Here is an 18,738-nt window from a genome sequence, read left to right on the forward strand (position 1 = left end):
ATAGATGAAAAAAAGTATTAAGAGTAGACTAGTTAGTAGCTTTATGTTGGTAATTCTTATAACGGTTTTAATATTGGAAGTAGTCCTTATAAATGGGATTAAGAGCTATTATTACAAAAATGTGGAGGACATACTATCAAATCAGATAGAGTTTTCCACAAAATTTTATTATAGGTATTTTTCGTCCACCCCTTTAGAAGATGCAGTTATAGATGATATAGATATATTTTGGCAGCATACCAACGCTCAAGTTCAGGTATTAACCGTAGATGGTGAACTTCTTGCGGATTCCCTTGGCATTAGCAGTGATGATGATTATAAATATCCCGATATAGAGAAAGCCATTGAAACTGGAAAGGGAGTATGGGTGGGAAATGTAGCATATGATAAAGCGCCTATAATGGCGGTTTCAAGACCTTTAGTATCCCAAGGAAAAACGATTGGAATTATAAGATTTATTTCTTCGCTAGAAAAAACAAATGAAACTATAAATCAAATCAATAAATTTCTTATTGCAACAGGGATATTGGTTATCATAACTTCGGGTTTGGTTAGCTTATTTCTTGCAAATTCAATTATTAAGCCTCTAAAAGAAGTAACAGCAGTTGCTGAAAAAATGGCTGACGGGCAGTTTAAGGTAAGAAGCAATTTAAAGCCGAATGATGAAATTGGACAGCTGGCAAAAACATTAAATTATATGGCAGATGAAATACTTAGAAAAGAACAAATAAAAAATGATTTTATCTCATCGGTGTCCCATGAGTTAAGAACTCCGTTGACCTCAATAAAAGGGTGGGCTATAACGCTAAAATCCGGGGATGATATAGATAAAGAACTATTGATGGATGGTTTGGGGATTATAGAGGCCGAAAGCGACAGACTGACACTTATGGTTGAAGAACTCTTAGATTTTTCTAGGTTTACATCAGGTCGAATAAGGTTGGAGAAAGAGCAATTTGATATAAAAGATACATTGGAAATGATAGGAAGACAGTTAACTCCAAGATCAGAAAGTTTAAAAATTGACTTCAAGGTCGATATAGATGATAATATTACCTTTATGATAGGCGATAAAAATAGAATAAAACAGGTACTTATAAATATCTTGGATAATTCATTTAAATTTACCGACGAAGGTGGAAATGTAAGTTTAAAGGCATATAAGGATAGTGAATCAATATTTATTGAAATAGAAGATACTGGTATGGGCATTAATGAGATTGATTTGCCAAATGTCAAGGAAAAATTTTATAAGGGTAAAAACAGCAAATCTCATAGTGGAATTGGATTATCTATTGCTGATGAAATAGTAAACTTGCATGGTGGAACCTTTGATATTGAATCAGAATTAGGAAGAGGAACAAAAGTCACCATTAAGCTTCCACTAGAGGAGGAAAAGTCATGAAAAAAATTATATTAATTATGCTTGTTTTAATGATTCTATTAGTTCTACCTTCCTGCGGTGTTAGAGATGGAGAGGTAGATGATAGAATAGTTGCACCAAATAACAACATGCCGCCGATACAAGGTAAATGGGTAATAGAAGAAGAAATGGAACCTATCAATAGTACAAAAAACAAAGATGCGGACTCTATAATTGGTGAAGAGGCATTGTTTCACAAAGATGGAGCCGTATTGGGCAAATCATATACGCTTAAACCTTCTTTTAAGCTTAAAAAGGTAAAAACCTACGATTATCTGCTGTATAAATATAAAACCAGCCCCAGTAATTTGGGAATTACAGACGAAAAAATTCAAGTCATCACTGTAATGGATGATAATAAATATTTTAATGAATTTATAAAATATAGTGATTCCGTTATGTTTGTAAATATAGAAGACCATTTTTATAAGATGGTAAAAACTGTAGACGAAGTAAGTATTGAAGAAATAAATAGATATATCAATGTGGAAAAGAGTATGCTTAAAACGTTTGGGGCTGTAGAAGAAGAGGATTTGCAAACAGGAGTATTGCTGGGATTAAAGATTCCAATTTTTGATGAAAAAAACCAAGTCCCTAAATGGGATTATAAAACCATATGGATAAACAGTCAAAATAAGGAAATAACGGATATATATGAATTGGATCAATTGCTGGTACCTAGGAAAAATGGATTTTGGGTAATCGACAGTGTTAGAGATTCAAATAATGGTGCAGTAAATGATGAATTGATAGCAACTCCGCAGTTTAAACTAAAAGAAAACCTCGCTACTTTGGATGATAGAGAAGAATATTTTGGAATATTTGGAATAAGAGGAGAATTTTCTCAAAGCAATATCAGCTTGCCTAGTATCTTAAAAAATATTCTCTTTGTAGGAAATGATTATATATCAGTTGAAAATACGGATTTGGATAGAAACTCAAGAAAAACATTACAGGTATATGCTATTGACAATTTGAGTGAGAAAAAACCAATAAAGCTATCCGATTTAATCGGAGATGAGGGGATGGATATTTTTTATGAAGGGGCAAGCAGCGTTGTAAGTTTAGATAATTCCATCATACCAAATGAAGAGAATGTAGGCGTAATAAGAAGAAATGGATTTTGGACGTTGAAAGGTAGAATAAACTATAAGCAAAACGACGAAGAACTATATAAGGATTTCAATATAAAGGCAATTCCTCCAAAGGAAATGGTTAGTTTTGACGAATTGTCTATACCATGGGATGCAATTAGAATTATGATACCGGATGTTGTAGATGTGTTTTCATCTCCAAATGAGGAATTTATAGTAGTTATAACCAGTTCCCATCTTGTAATATATTCAATGCAAGATGAAGGAATAGTAAATAGCCCTATTGCTAGAATTAAGCTTCCTTATGATTCAAAGATTATAATGTCCGAATGGGCTGTTGGGAGGTATTCGAATATATGGCAAGAGGAAGTTATAAAAAAAGATGGAGTAAAATTGGAATATTAATACTTGGGGTCTAATTATAATGACCCTAAGTATAAAGATGCCACATATTAATATTTGAAGATGAAACAGCTATTGCACCTGCACTTAAGCTGTTTTCAATATCTTTCGATCGTGAAATCAGGCCGCTGCTTATTATAGGGATTTTCAATTCGGTGGAAAAAGTTTTTATAACTTCATTAATAATTCCAGGCAATATTTCTATGCAATTGGGACGTAAACTTCTAATGGAATTTAAGCCTTCGTTTAGAGAGTTTGTATCATATATTAAAATCCTTTCAATTGTAAAAACCCCCATATCTTTACACAATTTTATTAGATTTTTTTTTCTTGTGATAATACCATCTAAGTATATATTTTTTATAATATACTCAAGCCCCCATGTATCCTTAGAAAACCCATCAATTGCATCAACATATATGAACAGATCTTTGTCATTATTTTTAACCCTTTGAGAGATTTCTTTTAAATTGAAAATATTGCCTGTCAATAAGAATATATTATCACAAGGTGATTCTATTGCTAATTCTAAATTGTCTAAATTGTTAACTGACGCAATTATTGGATAAGACTCCAGTTTCTCATATGACAGAGTCATATTATCACTCGCTTTCAATTAGTTTGAATTTTTTCTTTCTTGGAAGACTTTTAATAAATGCTTCTCTTCTCAATGCTTCGCCTTTAGTATTATATTTTTCAAGGTAGACAAGTTCGACAGGGGTTCTTCCTCTGGTATATTTTGCTCCGGTTCCGGAATTATGATTTTCAAGTCTTTTTTCTATATCTATGGTATATCCTGTATACAACGTATTGTCACTGCATTTAACTATATATACATAATACATATCTTTACCCTTGGTTTAAAGTATCACGCAATACTTTAGAAACAATATCATAAGGATAACCCTTTCGATGTAAGTAGCCCCCTAATTTTCTATAGATTGCAGCATATTCTTGTCCTTCGTATGATTTCAATTTTTTTTCTGCCAATTTCATTGCATTCTTATATTGGTATTCTTCACCCATATCCAATTCTCTGTCGATAATCTCCTTTGTGATACCCTTATTCAGCAATTCATATTTAATTCTTTCACTGCCGTAATTATTTAAATTTACTTTATCATTTATAAAACTTCTGGTGAATTCAATATCATTTATATAATTATTATTTTTACAGTATTCCATTGTTTTTTCTATATAGAATTCGTCAAAACCTTTTCGCTTTAAACTTCTAACAAGCTCTTCTTCCGTTCTTTGTCTATAGGTTAATAGTTTTAAAGCATAATTTATTGACTTGGTTAATTCTTCCGCTAATAAAATATCTTGAATAAATTCATCATCAACATCATCACCAATTTTTAGATCATATTTGTATTTTAACTCCTCCGAAAGTCCAAATGCAAATTTATCGTCAACATATATATTTACGCGTTTTTTATATTTCTGAGGTTTTATATCTGTTATTTTCATAAAAATCAGCCTTTCTATTTTTCGCTGTTTCGGTTAAAAAGTATATATATGCCCAATAATATAAGCAATACCGGCCAAAATTTGGATAAATCTCTTATCATAAAACTAAATCTTGGGAATATTACTTTAGCTAAGAGGAAAGCTCCAAGCAGAACAAGACCGATGCCTATAAATAAAGAAGTATTATTATTTGCACTATAATTTTCATCATCTTGATATATGACGTCATCATCTTCAGGCATTACGACACCACAGATTATATATGCGATTCCAAATGTACCGAAAGATGCAAAGCTTAGTACTAGCCAAATAATTCTAACTATTGCAGGATCAATGTTAAAATATTCGGCAAAACCGGCGCATACACCCATTAAAACTTTATTTCTGGAACGTTTTAACTTTTTCATTTAAATACCTCCTATGTTATCATAAATATATATTATCAGATTTCTTACTAAAGTTAAATAGAAGCAATAAAATATTTCCAATTGGGTTCACTATGTGGTAGTATAAGTTCAAAGGAAGGAGGCATGTAAGTGTTTAATATATTATCGTTAGTATTCAAATACATTTTTATTATTATAATATATTTGTTTATTTTTAGCATAATCAGGCTAATTTATTTAGATATTGGAAATATGAATTATGATGATACAGACAATTCTGCTTATTTGAAATTGATAAACAAGATGGAGGATTTACCATATAAGATTAGTGAATATTATACTATAGATGAAAAGCTTACTTTCGGTAGAAATCAAAGCAATGATATCTACATTAAAGACCCCTTCGTATCTAAAAGACATTTTCAAATAATTGAAGATGAAGGAGATTATTATCTGGAAGATTTAGATAGTGCTAATGGGACTTATTTAAATCAGGAAAAGATTGAGGATGTTGTCAAATTAAGAAATGGCGATATTATTAAGATTAGCAATATAGAATTTCTATTTGTAAATAAATGATAGGAGAATTTTTATGATTAAAAAAGGAGCTAAAAGCAGACAGCCTAGGAATTTATTATTTCTATTTGAAGCATTATCTTTGTCCTTATTATTTTTATATCAGTGGGATTCTCTCGAAAAGTCTACTTATATTACAGCAATAGGATTGGTACTTATCATATATTTGTCCAACTTCCTTTTATTGAAAATATCAGACGGAGATCAATATATTTTTTTAATAGTTACTATGCTGCTTTCCATTGGACTTATTATGATATATAGAATAGACGAAGGTCTTGGCGTTAAGCAATTGTTATGGATATCAATAGGCATATTGACATTCTATTTAACCTATTTTGTTCTAAGATATATAAAGGGTTGGAGAAATTGGGGTATTTTATATCTGGGGTTGTCATATTTATTATTTTTGTTTACCTTTGTGTTGGGCTCCAGAATAAAAGGCGCAAAAAATTGGATTAAAATAGGGGGGATTAGTTTTCAACCTGCCGAAATTACAAAATTATTATTGATTTTCATTATAGCATCATTTTACTCAAATAAAGAGAAATATAAGGATATCAAATATTCAAATTATTATTTAGTTGGTATAGTATATTCATTTATAGCTTTGCTTTTTTTACAAAAAGACCTAGGAATGGCAGTCTTATTTTATGTAATATTTTTGGCATTACAGTATATTTATGAGGAAGATAGAAAACTTATTTTCTTGAATATAGGGCTTTTTTTGGCGGGGGGTCTATTAGGTTATGTAGTCTTTGACCACGTGAAGGTAAGATTTGTTACTTGGCTGAACCCTTGGCCATATATTGATAATAAAGGATATCAAATCATTCAGTCATTGTTTGCCATAGCCGAAGGAGGTTTTTTTGGCACCGGGCTAGGATTGGGGCACCCATATTTTATACCTCATGCAGATACTGATTTTATTTTTTCAGCAATCTGCGAGGAGATGGGTTTGTTCACCGGAATAGGCATTATAATGCTTTTTCTGATATTGGTTTATAGAGGTTTTAAGATAGCATTAAGACAAAAAAATAAATTTTATAAGATTCTGGCTTTGGGTATAAGTGTATTGTTTGGAATTCAATCGATTGTGATAATAGGAGGAGTACTTAAGGTAATTCCGTTAACTGGAATTACGTTGCCCTTTGTATCCTATGGCGGGAGTTCTATGCTCTCTAATTTTATAGCTTTAGGGGTTCTTCAAGTGGCATCAGAGGATTTGGGATTGGAGGATGAACATTATGAAATTGGAGAATAAAAGGATAATAAGTGTCCTAATAGTATTTTGTTTATCGTTCATTGGATTAGTAGGATATATGAGCTATTTTCAAGTATTTAGGGCTGAAAAGATAAAACAAAATTCTTATAATAAAAGGCTTTGGATAAATGAAGAAAATATAGTAAGAGGTTCGATTCTTGACAGAAACGGAACTGTCCTTGCCTATAGCGAAAAACAAGGAGATGAAATCAAAAGATATTATAAATACGGCAGACTTTACAGTCATATTATTGGGTATAGCTATAGAGAATATGGTAAAGCAGGCTTGGAGTTAACATATAATAGCCAACTTTTAAATATCAATGAGAATTCAGCTATAAATGAAATCATAAATATAGTTGCACCATCCACCGTTGGGAACAATTTAGAACTTACTATAGATCATGGTTTGCAAGAAAAAACCAGAAACTTATTAAAAGGAAAAAAGGGTACGGTAATTTCAATGAATCCAAAGACCGGTGAAATATATTCTATGGTAAGCCTTCCGGACTTTGATTCCTCAAGGCTTAAAGAGGATTGGAATGAGATTGCCGAAGATCCCAACAGCCCATTTTTGAATAGGGCAATTCAGGGATTATATCCGCCTGGATCCACCTTTAAGCTTATAACTACGATAGGAGCTCTAAATACAAGCAATTTGGATTTAGAGTATGATTGCGTCGGGAGCGTAAATGTCCATGGGTATACATTTACAGACTATCAAGGTAAAGGACATGGGCATTTGAATTTAAAAAGTGCATTAGTAAACTCCTGTAACACATATTTCACTAGTAAATCAACAGAAATAGGGAGGGATACTTTAGGTAGAGTGGCTGAAGGTTTTATGTTCAATAATAAGATTCCTTTTGATTTACCCGTTAAGACATCATCGTTTCCGGTCAATGAAAATATTGACAAGACCGGATTGGCTGCTGCGTCAATAGGCCAAGGAAAGGTATTGGCAACTCCGCTCAATATGTTGTTGGTTGCATCGGGGATTGCCAATGATGGAGAAGTTGTTCAACCATATTTAGTTAAAAACATAGTTTCGAAAGATGGGAAAATGTTAAAAACAACTAGAACGGAAACCCTATCAAGGGGCACTAGCAGCATTATGGCAGATAAAGTCAAGGATATGATGATAGATGTAATAAAATATGGTACCGGAAAGAATGGAAGTATAAAAAATGTTCAAGTTGCAGGGAAAACCGGTACAGCAGAAAATGCATCCGGAAATTCACATGCTTGGTTTGTGGGTTTTGCCCCGGCAGATGATCCCAAGATAGCGGTAACAGTTCTCTTAGAGGAAGAAGGTTCTTCAGGTGGCAGATCAGCAGCTCCTATAGCGAGAGATTTGATTATATATGCATTAAATAATATTAAATTTTAAGGAGGAAAAAATATGGTAGCCAAAGAAATCCAAGAAAGAAAGGATATTCCTAATGAATATAAATGGGATTTAGAATCCATGTATGAAAGCGTGGATGCTTGGAATGAGGATTACAAAAAATGTGTGAAATTGTCAAAGGAATTTGAAGAATTTAGAGGAAAAGTTGTAAACTCCAGTGAAAATTTGCTCAACACTTTAAAAAAACGGGATGAATTATATAGGCTGGTTGAGAATTTATATGTTTACACACATATGAAGCTTGATGAAGATACAAGGCTGGGAAGTTCTCAAGAGTTGTCAGGCAAGGGTTTAAGCTTATACGTAGAGGTGGAAGAAAAAACATCTTTTCTAATTCCTGAAATCTTAACCTTAAATGAAGACAAACTAAATACTTATATGGATGAACAAAAGGAATTAAAATTATATAAACATTACTTAGATGATATCTTAAGGATGAGAGAACATATATTATCTGCCAGAGAGGAATCCATATTAGCCCAAATGGGTGAGGTAGCAAACTCGCCACAAAAAATATATTCAATGTTGAATAATGCTGATTTAAAATTTCCGGTAATTAAAGATGAAAATGGTAAGGATGTTGAGATAACACAAGGAAATTTCATACCATTAATGGAATCTAAGAACAGAGAAGTTAGAAAAACTGCTTTTGAAAGTCTATATGAAACATATAAGAACTACAAAAATACTTTTGCTGCAACCTTAAATGGAGAATTAAAGAGTCATATATTTAATGCAAATTTGAGAAATTTCTCATCAAGCAGAGAAGCTTCTTTAAGCGAAAACAATATACCGCTAACTGTATATGATAATTTAATAAATGCTATTCACAACAATCTTGACATCATGTATAAGTATATGGATATCAGGAAGAGAGCTTTAAATTTAGATGAACTTCATATGTATGATTTATATGTTCCAATAGTAAAAGACGTTGATTTCGACATTCCATATGAGCAAGGGGTTGAAATCGTCAAAAAGGCATTGTCGCCTTTGAAGGATGAATATTTAAAAGGTATAAATGAAGGCTTCAATTCCAGATGGATTGACATCTATGAAAATAGAGGTAAACGCTCGGGAGCCTATTCAAGCGGTTCATATGATTCCAATCCATATATATTGTTAAACTATCATGAAACTTTGGATAACGTATTTACAATAGCTCACGAAATGGGACATTCAATGCATAGCTATTTTTCTAAAAAGCATCAGCCATATATATATGGAGACTATAGTATCTTTGTTGCTGAAGTGGCTTCTACTACTAATGAATGCATATTACTTGACTATATGCTAAACAATGTAACGGATAAAAATGAAAGGCTATATCTATTAAATCATTACCTGGAATCCTTTAGAACAACGGTGTTTAGACAGACAATGTTTGCAGAATTTGAACAACTTATACATGAGCATTTAGAAAAAGGTGAGGCAATTACTGCAGACTATCTATGTGAAACATACAAGAAGTTAAACGAACTCTATTACGGCCCCGACGTAGTGATAGATGAAGAAATCGCTATGGAGTGGGCAAGGATTCCTCATTTCTATTACAATTATTATGTATTTCAATATTCAACCGGATTTTCTGCAGCAGTATCGTTCTCGGAAAAGATATTAAATGAGGGTGGTGCAGCAGTGGATAATTATCTAAACTACTTAAAGAGCGGAAGCTCGGATTATCCTATAAACGTACTTAGAAAAGCAGGAGTAGACATGACTACTGAAGAACCGGTTAACAATGCTATGAAGCTATTTAAGAGATTAGTAGATGAATTTGATGCATTGATTTAGTTTAAAAAATGATACCTAGGTATCATTTTTTAAATTTATAGGAACTTACTCTTTAAATTATTCCAATACGTATCTTTACTAAAGTTTAGCTTATAAATTTTATTTTCAGACATCTTTAGTTCTATTCTTTTAATATTATTGTATTTAAATTCCATTCCGTCATTTACGACAAGCAATGAATTTTCGTACCTCAATTCAGGTTTGACTAAGATGACGAGATCTCCCGGGATTATTGCACTGTTTAACAAGGATCTAAAGGCCTTGGAATTGATAGGAGCCAATGGAGTTATTTGCAAAGATTCAATAGATGGATAGACAATACTGCCACCACTGGAGAAATTGTATGCTGTGCTCCCGGATGGTGTAGATATAATAATCCCATCTCCGCTAAATCTTTCCAGATGATTTTCATCTATAAATATTTCCAAATGAACAACTTTAGACTTAATCCCTTTAATTACAATTTCATTTACCCCGGTTAGGAAATAAGATTTTTGATTTGTTACTATTTCGGCTTTAACCAATGTCATTTCTTCCACTTTATAGTCCTTGTTAATATATTTTGTTATAAAGTCATCTATATTCTCAGGAAGTATTTCTTGAAAAAAACCTAAGTGACCTGTATTTATTCCAATAAAAGGTATTGTGGGGAATTTATTCCGATGTACTGCACGCAAAAACCCTCCATCGCCACCTACGCATATATTAAGTTCCGCATTGTGACTATAAGTTTCTGATACGATAAATCCTTTATTCTCAAATTTTTGTTTTAATTTGACTGTTGTGTTTCTTGAATGATAATTTTTATTTGAAATTATATTTATAATCCTTTTCAAAATAGCATCCTCCATAATTACGTTTTTAAATATTAAAATCTGATATAATAAGTATATTATATAATAATTTAGCATATTTTTGGAGAGGTGTTTATGAATTTATTTGTTGAAAATGAAGATGTCATTGTATTTAAGAGCAGTACAGATGATTTAAATCTTGAAGAATTTTTATCGGCAAAAGATATTTCTGGCAGATTGTTTAGGAGGTTATATAAAGATAAAAAATTATATGTAAATGGTAAATTCCAAAGAAAGAATATAATCTTATCAAAGGATGATATAATTAGTTTGTATATGGGTGATGAAGAAGAAGATATTATACCTGAGGCTATGGATTTGGATATAGTGTATGAAGATTTCTCATTGTTTATACTAAACAAGGGACCAAATATAGTAGTTCATCCAACAAAATCTCACCAGTCAAATACGTTATCAAATGGCATTTCTTATTACTTTTTAAAAAACGGGATCAAGAAAAAAATAAGATTTGTTAATAGGCTTGATATGGATACAAGTGGGCTATTGGTAGTGGCAAAAAATTCTTTTGCTCATCAACAGATGGCTTTACAATTTGAAAACAATACAGTCGAGAAGAAATATTTAGCGGTTGTAAAGGGCGTTATGGAAGATGATTATGGAACCATTGATTTGCCCATTGGAAGAGAAGGAGAAAAAAGCATTAGAAAAGCAGTAACAGAAGATGGTCAAAATGCTCTGACTACATACAAGGTAGTTGAACGCTTTAGAGAAGCTACATTGGTAGAAGTTCAGATTTATACAGGGAGGTCACATCAGATTCGAGTTCATTTAAACCATATAGGTCATCCAATTATAGGGGACGTACTTTATGATGAGCCTAGCTCGTATATCAGAAGACAAGCATTGCATTCCTATTATTTGAAGGTATTGCACCCAAGAACTAAGGAAATAATGGAATTTAAGGCAGAATTGCCGGAGGATATGATGAATTTAATAAACCTAATGAAATAACTAACTTTCATTAGGTTTGCTTTTAGAATCTGAAGGAATATCCAACATTGTAAATAATTCTAACATTTTAGCCATTTCCTTTATTTTTTCTTTATCTTTATCCGATTTTCCTTCCATAAATGTGTCTGTAAGCTTTATTAAAGTGTTTGGATCATTGAGAGATTTTTTATCCTTCATCGTTGCAGTAAGAATGTTAAATACCTTTTTGTAATTATCCATATTTACCAACAAATCCAATATCATGCCTAAATTTTCTACCTTAGAATTCTTTGCCTCTTCTTGGACTATATTTACAATATGTTGAAGTTTTTCGATGGGAGGCAAATCCATTGGTTCAACTTCTACTATTTCTAAGGTATTTATATAATCAAGGACTTCAACAATCTTAATCAATTTTTCTGTAACTATTAATGACTTGTCGTAGGTTTTGATATAATCATTAGGAACATAAGGTCTAAGCTTATTTGCAATTTTAATTTTTTCTCTTGTATATTTGTAGTCTATTTCCATATTATTCACATAGTTTTTAATTTTATGTAGAGGAGCATCTACATTTTGTATTTCATTATTCTTTGATAAAAGTATAAATAAAAACAACAATATAGGGGTATCCATATACGGCCTCCTTCGCTATCATTCAATTTATTATATGCAATTAAAATGTTTTGTTTACGAAATTTTAAGTAATAATGTTCATATATATTACATAATTTGTTAAGAGGCTCAAATCTTATAGGGTGATAGCCATTGAGTTAAAAAAATATGAGGGGGATTGGAATGGATGATAAGAGGGATATAATCTTTGATAAAATCAAAGATCAAATTAAAGATAATGACAAAATTGAAAAGCTGGAAGAATTGCAAGACATTTATAAAGATAAAAGCGAAGATGAAATTTTCATAGAGATAATTCGATTAAATGAAGAAATGGAGGAAGCTTTAGGCAAAGATCAATATAATGAGATATTTGATAAGCTTCAAAGTATTAGACCATATCTTACAAAAGAGCAAAATGATAAGTTAGATTATGTAATAAAAACTATTAACAAAAACAAAACGGGAGAGTGATTCTCCTGTTTTTTCAATTGCGTATTATGAAGGTGGGGCAGTATAATCACTGCTTACGTCATCCTAAGATGGACAGAATAATCTTTTCTTTAGAATGATCTCCGTTTTTAAAGCCCTAAAGCTCGGCCTTAATAATTGTTAATTGTATTAACATTTTGCTGTGATATCCTTTTAAGCGCAGTTACCAAAAGTTGCTTAATGAATCTGCCTCCAAATCCATAAATGTTACAAAAACTCTTCACTCTTCGTTCTTAGTTCTTCACTTTTCTTTCAATTGTGAATTGTGAACTGTGCATTGCGAATTGTATATTTGGTCAATGCAGGCAGTAAATCCATATCAAGGAAATAGACTTAACCTCTACCCAATGCTATAATTACAGTATATTATGTAAACCTAAAGGGGGTTATTAATATAAAAGTAAATAGAGTAATTCTAATTATCATGTTAATAACAATTACTGCGTTATCAAGTATTTTAGTATTTCAAAAAAATAAATCTAAAACTGAGGAAATAGCTTATACAACGTTTGTAAAATATTTAGAGAATAAGGATATAGAAGAAGTTTATCTCGGAAATAATGCTAAAATCAAAGTGATCTTAAAGGATGGCAGGGAAATGATAACTGACAATCCTCGGACTGCTGACTTTAAGAAGGATTTATTGCTGCATGATATTAAGGTTGTTGAAAAAACTAATAGCCTTGATACTTTTGGACTGCCTATTATACTTATGCTGTTTTTATTGTCAATATTAATATATTTCAATAAAAATATTTCAAAACAAGCTGAAAAAGAAATGGCCAATATGTCCAATATTGATAGTGAAGATTCAAATGCAAAAGTGACATTCGATGATATAGCCGGAAACGACGAAGCTAAAGAAGCTTTAAAAGAAATGGTAGACTTTATTCAAAGACCTGAGATATATAGAGAATACGGAGCAAGATTACCAAGAGGTGTTCTTTTATATGGACCTCCGGGAACTGGCAAGACTTTATTGGCAAAAGCTTTAGCAAATGAAGCTAAAGTTCCATTTTTTGCTGTAGCAGGTTCTGACTTTGTACAAGTCTATGCGGGATTGGGTGCCAGCAGAATTAGAGATTTATTCAAAAAGGCTAAGGAAGCAGGTAAGTCGGTAATATTTATAGACGAGATTGACTCCATTGGTAAAAAGAGAAAGGGAAGTAGTGTTTCTGGCAGTGAGGAAGGAGACAGAACTTTAAATGCCCTATTAGCTGAAATGTCAGGATTTAAAGAAAATGAAGGGATTATTGTAATAGCTGCAACCAATAGGGTGGATGTTTTAGATGAGGCGCTTTTACGACCTGGGAGATTTGATAGACAAGTTGAAGTTGCACTACCTGATGTAAATGCAAGATTTCAAATTTTAAAATTGCATGGGAAAAATAAACCCATCGCAAGAAATATAGATTTTAAAAGACTTGCCAATGAAACAGTTTATTTTAGTGGAGCAAAGTTAGAAAATCTATTGAATGAAGCGGCAATGATTGCGGTTAAAGAAAAATCAGATACTATTAAGAATGAGCATATTGACAAGGCTTATTATAAGGTGTTAGTAGGTGATGAAAAAATTGATAGAAGCTATATCAATCAAAAAGATAAAGAAATCACTGCATATCATGAAGCAGGACATGCTTTAGTAGCCAAAAAAGTAGATAAGGGAAACAGGGTAACAAAGGTGAGCATTATTCCCAGCACAAAGGGCGTTGGCGGATTTAGCTTGAATTTGCCTTCGGATAAGATATATAGAACCAAAAAGGATATTCTTTCCAATATAATGGTGGCTTTGGGTGGAAGGGCAGCAGAGGAAATTGTATTTGGGAAAAATAATATCACAACCGGTGCATCATCTGACTTGGAAAAAGCTACTGAATATGCGCTATCCATGATTGGTAATTTTGGAATGGATGAAGATTATGGGTTAGTAAATTACAATGTCTTGTTGTCCAATGATATAAAAGAAAATAGCATTTTGATGGAAAGAACTAAGAAAATATTAGAAAATTTGTATCAAGATACTATAAATTTATTGAATAATTCAAAGGAAGAGTTAGAAAATATTACTAAGGCATTATTGTTGAAAGAAACTATTAATGAAGATGAATTAAATAGTATATTGAATCATTAGATAATATCAGGAACTAACTCTTGAAGATTTTGTGTATAACATGTATAATATATTTAGAAAATGTTTCTGCGATGTGCGTTATTCTCATGTAATTCAACCGACATAACAGACACGGGAGTCTTTGGTTCAGTGCTGGATAACAAGCCTCCTTGGAGAGGACGCTAGAAGGTATTGACAGGAACCCACCTTTAGATAGGCGGGTGTGAATTAGTTGAGAGGACGGCATTGCGGAAATTTTTTATCTAAATTTTTATCGGGAATTTTTTTCTTTCCTTAAAGATATAAATATACTTAAAACCTAATTCTTTTAATGCCTTTTCCGCGAACTTATATTCATATCCTATATTATCAGGTGTATGAGCATCTGAACCTATAGTCAGTAATTCACCACCAAGATCTCTATAAAGTTTCAATATCTGCATTTTAGGATGAAAATAACCTAACCCATATCTTAAACCTGCTGTATTTATTTCCAGAGCTTTGCCTTTTTCAATTAATATCTTTAATATTCCTTCGACTATATCGCTATATTTTTGAAATTTAGGTATATCTTTATAATCATCGAAATATCTATCTATGAAATCAATATGCCCTAAGGTATCAAACTCATCATATTTTTGTAGGCACATGTACATTGTCTTATAGTATTCTTGAATTGCAAAAAGCGGTTCCTTATCCTTTAAATATTCATCAATATATAAATCTTTTCCATCAATAGCATGTATAGACATAATGACGAAATCAAAAGGGTTATTATTTATAAAATCTTCATATCTTTTCCCTAAATGACTTTGCATACCAATCTCAACACCTGCTGCCACTTCAATGAAATTCTTATATTTATATTTTACTTTATTTATATTTTTAAAATAATCATCAGGTCTAAATTGGATATCTATTTTATTGGGTGTAGATTCTAAATCTACATGATCTGTAAAGCACAAACTCTTTAAATTTTTATTTATACCTGCTTGAACCATAGTCTCCATTGGAATTTTTGAGTCAATAGAAAATTCACTATGCAAATGATAATCATACATTATTTTACACTCCTTTTTTAGATGCTTAGAATATTATATCATATTACGATATAAGATTATAATGGTTTATTGAGACGATTTATTTATATAGAAATTTAATCTCTAATGAAGTGCATAAATTAAATAAAATTGAGGGAAGATACTATATATTATGTATTGGAGGGGTTTTAATTGAACATATCTACTGAGGACATATTGAAAAAGAAAATACAAGATGCTCAAGAAATGGTAAGGGATTATGAAATTTTTTCAAAAAAGGTAGATGATTCTGAGATAGCAGATTTATTTAAAGACTTTGCAGAGGAGTGTGGTTTTCAAGCTTCTAGTTTACTGGAAACTTATAAAAAGAAATACGGAGATAGGTAAGCTTAGTTTATAAATTATGATTACAGAAAGAGTTTTGGGGTAGAAATGTATAATAATAGCTGTAAGAAAATGGAAAGGGGAAATTAAATTGAAACTTAATAGAATAATTGAGGAAAAAAGAAAGCAAGTTGAAAAGAATAGGAAAAGGGAGGCAGCCAAGAACGTTGTAGTTGGTACTGCAATCGGAACTGCTTTAGGTGCAGCTGCGGGGCTGTTATTTGCGCCAAAATCAGGTAAAGAAACGAGAGGCGATATTACTAACATATCGAAGGATGTCGCAGAGAATATAAAAGTGCATGTAAATGATCAGATAGAAAACACTAAAGAATGGTCAGAAAAGGTAATGACTGAAGTCAAAGAAAATTGGGATGAATTAAAGGAAAAGAAAGATGAAATTGATGAAAGCGCTGAAATAATAAAAGAAGAAATTAACGAAGGGATAGCTAATGTTGGTGAGATTTTAAAGGAGAGTAACGAAGATATACTTGATGAATTAAACGACTAAACAAATCTAAACAAAGGAGGAAATGTTATGAATGCGAGCCTTACTGTTCAGGATTTGTTTAAGTTGATATTATTTTTATTGGGTATTGGCGCATGCACCTATTTGATTTTTGTACTTAATAACGTAAACAAATTATTAAGCAAAGTAAGAGGTATAGTAGATTCCAATGCTAAAGAAATCGACACTACTATTAAACAATTGCCTGAAATAAGTGAAAATGTTAATGCAATAACAAAAGAAGTGAAAGATACAATTGCAGATGTGACACCGGAAGTGGATGGGATAATCACGAATTTAAATGAAATATCAGGTCAAGTCGAAAATGTTACTAAATTAGTAAATAATGCGACTAGTAAAGTAAATGATACGGTTGATGTCGTAACAGATAGTATTGCTGAGACCGCTTTATCCTTTCAATACAATTCAAAAAATATAATGGATTATGTTAGCATGATAAAAGAAGTTGTTGATATAATTAAGAATGCATTAAGCAAGAAGTAGGGACCCTATAGAGGGTTCTTTTCTTTTTAAAATTTTTATTGCTTATAAGCTAATAATTGGTATACTATTAATAAATATATATATTTTATTGTTAAAATATTTGTAAACAGGAGTTGTGAGATGAAAAAGGTAAAATTTATTATAAATCCATCATCTGGAAGACAAATGATGGAAAGAAAAGTTGATGTTGTAGTTAAAATGTTGTTAGATGATGGTTATGTTGTCGGTAAATATTTTACTGAAAAAAAAGATGATGCAATGAAAGAAACTATTAAAACCTGTGAAGAAGATTTCGACATGATTATAGTATGCGGAGGAGATGGAACTGTAAATGAGGTAGTCAAAGGACTTGTTAACAGTAAAAATAAGCTTCCGTTAGCTATAATGGCACAAGGTACTGTGAACGATTTTGCAACATATTTGGATATTCCTAAAAATGCTAACGAATTTTTTGAAATGGTAAAAAATGAACATATTATTGATATCGATATAGGCAAGGTGAATGATGATTATTTTGTAAATGTAGCAGCCTGTGGGATTTTTGCTAATGTCGGATACCAGGTACAGCCTGAAAAAAAGGCTATACTGGGGAGGATGGCATATTATTTTGAAGGACTTAAAGAATTGGCAGTGCAAAATATTGATCCTATTAGAGTGAAGATTGAAAGTGAAGAGTATAGTTGCGAGGATGATATAATGTTATTTGTGGTATCTAATAGCTCTTCTATAGGGGGGTTCAAAAAATTAGCACCTAAAGCGGATGTTTTGGATGGAATGCTGGATGTACTAATTATAGAAAAATCAGGACCGACAGAGTTAGCCAATATATTTTTAAATATACTCAGTGGAGAACATATTAATCATCCCAATGTTAAATATTTTAATACTAAATCCATATCAATAGATACCAAAGAAGATGTTCCTATAGATGTGGATGGAGAATATGGAGGTAAACTACCGGCAAAGTTCGAAGTTGTGTCTAAGGGTATAAGAATATTTGTTAAATAAGAGGGGATTATGGTGGAGCAAGTTACCGATATAGAAAAGTATCTAAGAAAGATTGATCACATAATTAGGAAGGAAGGCAGATTGATATTAAATGATTTCAATATTACGGTACCTCAATTTACTGCCTTGCAAATCCTAATAAATGATGGAAATATGACAATAGGTAAGTTAAGTCAAAAAACTGCATTAGCGTATAGCACCATAACTGATCTAATTGACAGAATGGAAAAGTCTGAGTTGGTTATAAGAAAGAAAGATGATAAGGATAAAAGAGTCGTAAGAATTGAAGTATTGCCTAAGGGATTTGAAATTTTGGAAAAGGTGTTAGAAAGAAGAAGGGAATTTCTCAAGTCAAAGTTAAATGATTTCAGTACTGAAGAAAAAGAAATGTTAAACAAAGTTTTAAGAAGGCTTTATGATGTAATGAATCAATAATCTATCAAATAAGAAGGGGTATA

Annotated in this window: 21 protein-coding genes and 1 other RNA gene; 15 read left to right on the forward strand and 7 right to left on the reverse strand. The window is 31.6% G+C overall.

Annotation, left to right across the window (positions count from 1 at the left end; translation table 11 throughout):
- The first annotated feature begins 4 nt into the window (after positions 1-4).
- Complete coding sequence (locus H8707_RS11075) at positions 5-1,405, forward strand: sensor histidine kinase (protein WP_262430196.1); 1,401 nt, start codon at positions 5-7, stop codon at positions 1,403-1,405.
- Positions 1,402-2,922 carry a hypothetical protein gene (locus tag H8707_RS11080; protein ID WP_262430197.1) on the forward strand — a complete coding sequence of 507 codons (1,521 nt, stop codon included), beginning with the start codon at positions 1,402-1,404 and terminating at the stop codon, positions 2,920-2,922. The genes H8707_RS11075 and H8707_RS11080 overlap by 4 nt, the downstream gene beginning before the upstream one ends.
- Positions 2,923-2,947: 25 nt before the next feature.
- Here the strand turns inward: H8707_RS11080 and H8707_RS11085 are convergent, their stop codons facing one another.
- Genes H8707_RS11085 through H8707_RS11100 form a run of 4 tightly spaced genes read right to left on the reverse strand, consistent with a single transcriptional unit; the run spans position 2,948 to position 4,796 of the window.
- Positions 2,948-3,517: a glycerol-3-phosphate responsive antiterminator gene (locus H8707_RS11085; RefSeq protein ID WP_262430198.1), complete on the reverse strand. Its 570-nt coding sequence runs from the start codon at positions 3,515-3,517 to the stop codon at positions 2,948-2,950.
- Between the two features lie 4 nt (positions 3,518-3,521).
- Complete coding sequence (locus H8707_RS11090; protein ID WP_262430199.1) at positions 3,522-3,764, reverse strand: GIY-YIG nuclease family protein; 243 nt, start codon at positions 3,762-3,764, stop codon at positions 3,522-3,524.
- Positions 3,765-3,768: 4 nt separating this feature from the next.
- The gene (locus tag H8707_RS11095) at positions 3,769-4,389 is read right to left on the reverse strand and encodes a regulatory protein RecX (protein ID WP_262430200.1); all 621 of its coding nucleotides are present in this window, start codon (positions 4,387-4,389) and stop codon (positions 3,769-3,771) included.
- A 14-nt stretch (positions 4,390-4,403) separates the two neighbouring features.
- Complete coding sequence (locus H8707_RS11100) at positions 4,404-4,796, reverse strand: PspC domain-containing protein (RefSeq protein WP_262430201.1); 393 nt, start codon at positions 4,794-4,796, stop codon at positions 4,404-4,406.
- Positions 4,797-4,925: 129 nt separating this feature from the next.
- Here H8707_RS11100 and H8707_RS11105 point away from each other — a divergent pair, with 129 nt between their 5' ends.
- Genes H8707_RS11105 through pepF form a run of 4 tightly spaced genes read left to right on the forward strand, consistent with a single transcriptional unit; the run spans position 4,926 to position 9,817 of the window.
- The gene (locus tag H8707_RS11105) at positions 4,926-5,354 is read left to right on the forward strand and encodes an FHA domain-containing protein (RefSeq protein ID WP_262430202.1); all 429 of its coding nucleotides are present in this window, start codon (positions 4,926-4,928) and stop codon (positions 5,352-5,354) included.
- A gap of 13 nt (positions 5,355-5,367) precedes the next feature.
- The gene (locus tag H8707_RS11110) at positions 5,368-6,615 is read left to right on the forward strand and encodes an FtsW/RodA/SpoVE family cell cycle protein (protein WP_262430203.1); all 1,248 of its coding nucleotides are present in this window, start codon (positions 5,368-5,370) and stop codon (positions 6,613-6,615) included.
- The gene (locus H8707_RS11115; protein WP_262430204.1) at positions 6,599-8,005 is read left to right on the forward strand and encodes a peptidoglycan D,D-transpeptidase FtsI family protein; all 1,407 of its coding nucleotides are present in this window, start codon (positions 6,599-6,601) and stop codon (positions 8,003-8,005) included. Before H8707_RS11110 ends, H8707_RS11115 begins: the two co-directional genes overlap by 17 nt.
- Positions 8,006-8,017: 12 nt before the next feature.
- Positions 8,018-9,817: an oligoendopeptidase F gene (gene pepF / locus H8707_RS11120; protein WP_262430205.1), complete on the forward strand. Its 1,800-nt coding sequence runs from the start codon at positions 8,018-8,020 to the stop codon at positions 9,815-9,817.
- 35 nt (positions 9,818-9,852) lie between these two features.
- Here pepF and H8707_RS11125 read toward each other — a convergent pair whose 3' ends face one another.
- Positions 9,853-10,653 (reverse strand): NAD(+)/NADH kinase, encoded by an 801-nt coding sequence (locus H8707_RS11125; protein WP_316699662.1) that lies wholly within the window; start codon positions 10,651-10,653, stop codon positions 9,853-9,855.
- 93 nt (positions 10,654-10,746) lie between these two features.
- Here H8707_RS11125 and H8707_RS11130 point away from each other — a divergent pair, with 93 nt between their 5' ends.
- Complete coding sequence (locus H8707_RS11130) at positions 10,747-11,643, forward strand: RluA family pseudouridine synthase (RefSeq protein WP_262430206.1); 897 nt, start codon at positions 10,747-10,749, stop codon at positions 11,641-11,643.
- Here H8707_RS11130 and H8707_RS11135 read toward each other — a convergent pair whose 3' ends face one another.
- Entirely contained in the window at positions 11,644-12,258 is a 615-nt protein-coding gene (locus tag H8707_RS11135) for a hypothetical protein (protein WP_262430207.1), read from the reverse strand. It lies immediately after the preceding gene.
- A gap of 162 nt (positions 12,259-12,420) precedes the next feature.
- Between H8707_RS11135 and H8707_RS11140 the strand changes: the two genes are divergently transcribed.
- The 3 genes from H8707_RS11140 to ssrS all read left to right on the forward strand — a co-directional run bounded on the left by H8707_RS11140 (position 12,421) and on the right by ssrS (position 15,098).
- Positions 12,421-12,711 (forward strand): hypothetical protein, encoded by a 291-nt coding sequence (locus tag H8707_RS11140; RefSeq protein WP_262430208.1) that lies wholly within the window; start codon positions 12,421-12,423, stop codon positions 12,709-12,711.
- A gap of 442 nt (positions 12,712-13,153) precedes the next feature.
- Positions 13,154-14,860 carry an ATP-dependent metallopeptidase FtsH/Yme1/Tma family protein gene (locus H8707_RS11145; protein ID WP_262430209.1) on the forward strand — a complete coding sequence of 569 codons (1,707 nt, stop codon included), beginning with the start codon at positions 13,154-13,156 and terminating at the stop codon, positions 14,858-14,860.
- A 60-nt stretch (positions 14,861-14,920) separates the two neighbouring features.
- A non-coding RNA gene (gene ssrS / locus H8707_RS11150) (6S RNA) lies at positions 14,921-15,098 on the forward strand.
- A 4-nt stretch (positions 15,099-15,102) separates the two neighbouring features.
- On the opposite strand, the gene H8707_RS11155 is transcribed toward ssrS, so the two are convergent.
- Positions 15,103-15,900 (reverse strand): histidinol-phosphatase HisJ family protein, encoded by a 798-nt coding sequence (locus H8707_RS11155; RefSeq protein WP_262430210.1) that lies wholly within the window; start codon positions 15,898-15,900, stop codon positions 15,103-15,105.
- Between the two features lie 171 nt (positions 15,901-16,071).
- Here H8707_RS11155 and H8707_RS11160 point away from each other — a divergent pair, with 171 nt between their 5' ends.
- From H8707_RS11160 to H8707_RS11180, 5 genes are all read left to right on the forward strand, one after another.
- Positions 16,072-16,266: a hypothetical protein gene (locus H8707_RS11160; RefSeq protein ID WP_262430211.1), complete on the forward strand. Its 195-nt coding sequence runs from the start codon at positions 16,072-16,074 to the stop codon at positions 16,264-16,266.
- Between the two features lie 88 nt (positions 16,267-16,354).
- A complete protein-coding gene (locus H8707_RS11165) occupies positions 16,355-16,771 on the forward strand; it encodes a YtxH domain-containing protein (protein WP_262430212.1) in 417 nt (138 codons plus the stop codon).
- 27 nt (positions 16,772-16,798) lie between these two features.
- Positions 16,799-17,272 carry a methyl-accepting chemotaxis domain-containing protein gene (locus H8707_RS11170; RefSeq protein ID WP_262430213.1) on the forward strand — a complete coding sequence of 158 codons (474 nt, stop codon included), beginning with the start codon at positions 16,799-16,801 and terminating at the stop codon, positions 17,270-17,272.
- Between the two features lie 120 nt (positions 17,273-17,392).
- Positions 17,393-18,280: a diacylglycerol/lipid kinase family protein gene (locus tag H8707_RS11175; protein WP_262430214.1), complete on the forward strand. Its 888-nt coding sequence runs from the start codon at positions 17,393-17,395 to the stop codon at positions 18,278-18,280.
- A gap of 9 nt (positions 18,281-18,289) precedes the next feature.
- Positions 18,290-18,715: a MarR family winged helix-turn-helix transcriptional regulator gene (locus H8707_RS11180; protein ID WP_262430215.1), complete on the forward strand. Its 426-nt coding sequence runs from the start codon at positions 18,290-18,292 to the stop codon at positions 18,713-18,715.
- The last annotated feature ends 23 nt before the right edge of the window (positions 18,716-18,738 follow it).

This window comes from Paratissierella segnis, assembly GCF_014385195.1.
GTDB classification, from domain to species: Bacteria; Bacillota; Clostridia; order Tissierellales; family Tissierellaceae; genus Paratissierella; species Paratissierella segnis.

Bases quoted from the DNA above. Each gene is read 5' to 3' on its own strand.
- H8707_RS11135 (WP_262430207.1), bottom strand. From the start codon at position 12,258: ATGGATACCCCTATATTGTTGTTTTTATTTATACTTTTATCAAAGAAT.
- H8707_RS11075 (WP_262430196.1), top strand. From the start codon at position 5: ATGAAAAAAAGTATTAAGAGTAGACTAGTTAGTAGCTTTATGTTGGTA.
- H8707_RS11130 (WP_262430206.1), top strand. From the start codon at position 10,747: ATGAATTTATTTGTTGAAAATGAAGATGTCATTGTATTTAAGAGCAGT.
- H8707_RS11090 (WP_262430199.1), bottom strand. From the start codon at position 3,764: ATGTATTATGTATATATAGTTAAATGCAGTGACAATACGTTGTATACA.
- H8707_RS11155 (WP_262430210.1), bottom strand. From the start codon at position 15,900: ATGTATGATTATCATTTGCATAGTGAATTTTCTATTGACTCAAAAATT.
- H8707_RS11180 (WP_262430215.1), top strand. From the start codon at position 18,290: ATGGTGGAGCAAGTTACCGATATAGAAAAGTATCTAAGAAAGATTGAT.
- H8707_RS11175 (WP_262430214.1), top strand. From the start codon at position 17,393: ATGAAAAAGGTAAAATTTATTATAAATCCATCATCTGGAAGACAAATG.
- H8707_RS11080 (WP_262430197.1), top strand. From the start codon at position 1,402: ATGAAAAAAATTATATTAATTATGCTTGTTTTAATGATTCTATTAGTT.
- H8707_RS11095 (WP_262430200.1), bottom strand. From the start codon at position 4,389: ATGAAAATAACAGATATAAAACCTCAGAAATATAAAAAACGCGTAAAT.
- H8707_RS11140 (WP_262430208.1), top strand. From the start codon at position 12,421: ATGGATGATAAGAGGGATATAATCTTTGATAAAATCAAAGATCAAATT.
- H8707_RS11100 (WP_262430201.1), bottom strand. From the start codon at position 4,796: ATGAAAAAGTTAAAACGTTCCAGAAATAAAGTTTTAATGGGTGTATGC.
- H8707_RS11170 (WP_262430213.1), top strand. From the start codon at position 16,799: ATGAATGCGAGCCTTACTGTTCAGGATTTGTTTAAGTTGATATTATTT.
- H8707_RS11115 (WP_262430204.1), top strand. From the start codon at position 6,599: ATGAAATTGGAGAATAAAAGGATAATAAGTGTCCTAATAGTATTTTGT.
- H8707_RS11085 (WP_262430198.1), bottom strand. From the start codon at position 3,517: ATGACTCTGTCATATGAGAAACTGGAGTCTTATCCAATAATTGCGTCA.
- pepF (WP_262430205.1), top strand. From the start codon at position 8,018: ATGGTAGCCAAAGAAATCCAAGAAAGAAAGGATATTCCTAATGAATAT.
- H8707_RS11145 (WP_262430209.1), top strand. From the start codon at position 13,154: ATGTTAATAACAATTACTGCGTTATCAAGTATTTTAGTATTTCAAAAA.
- H8707_RS11110 (WP_262430203.1), top strand. From the start codon at position 5,368: ATGATTAAAAAAGGAGCTAAAAGCAGACAGCCTAGGAATTTATTATTT.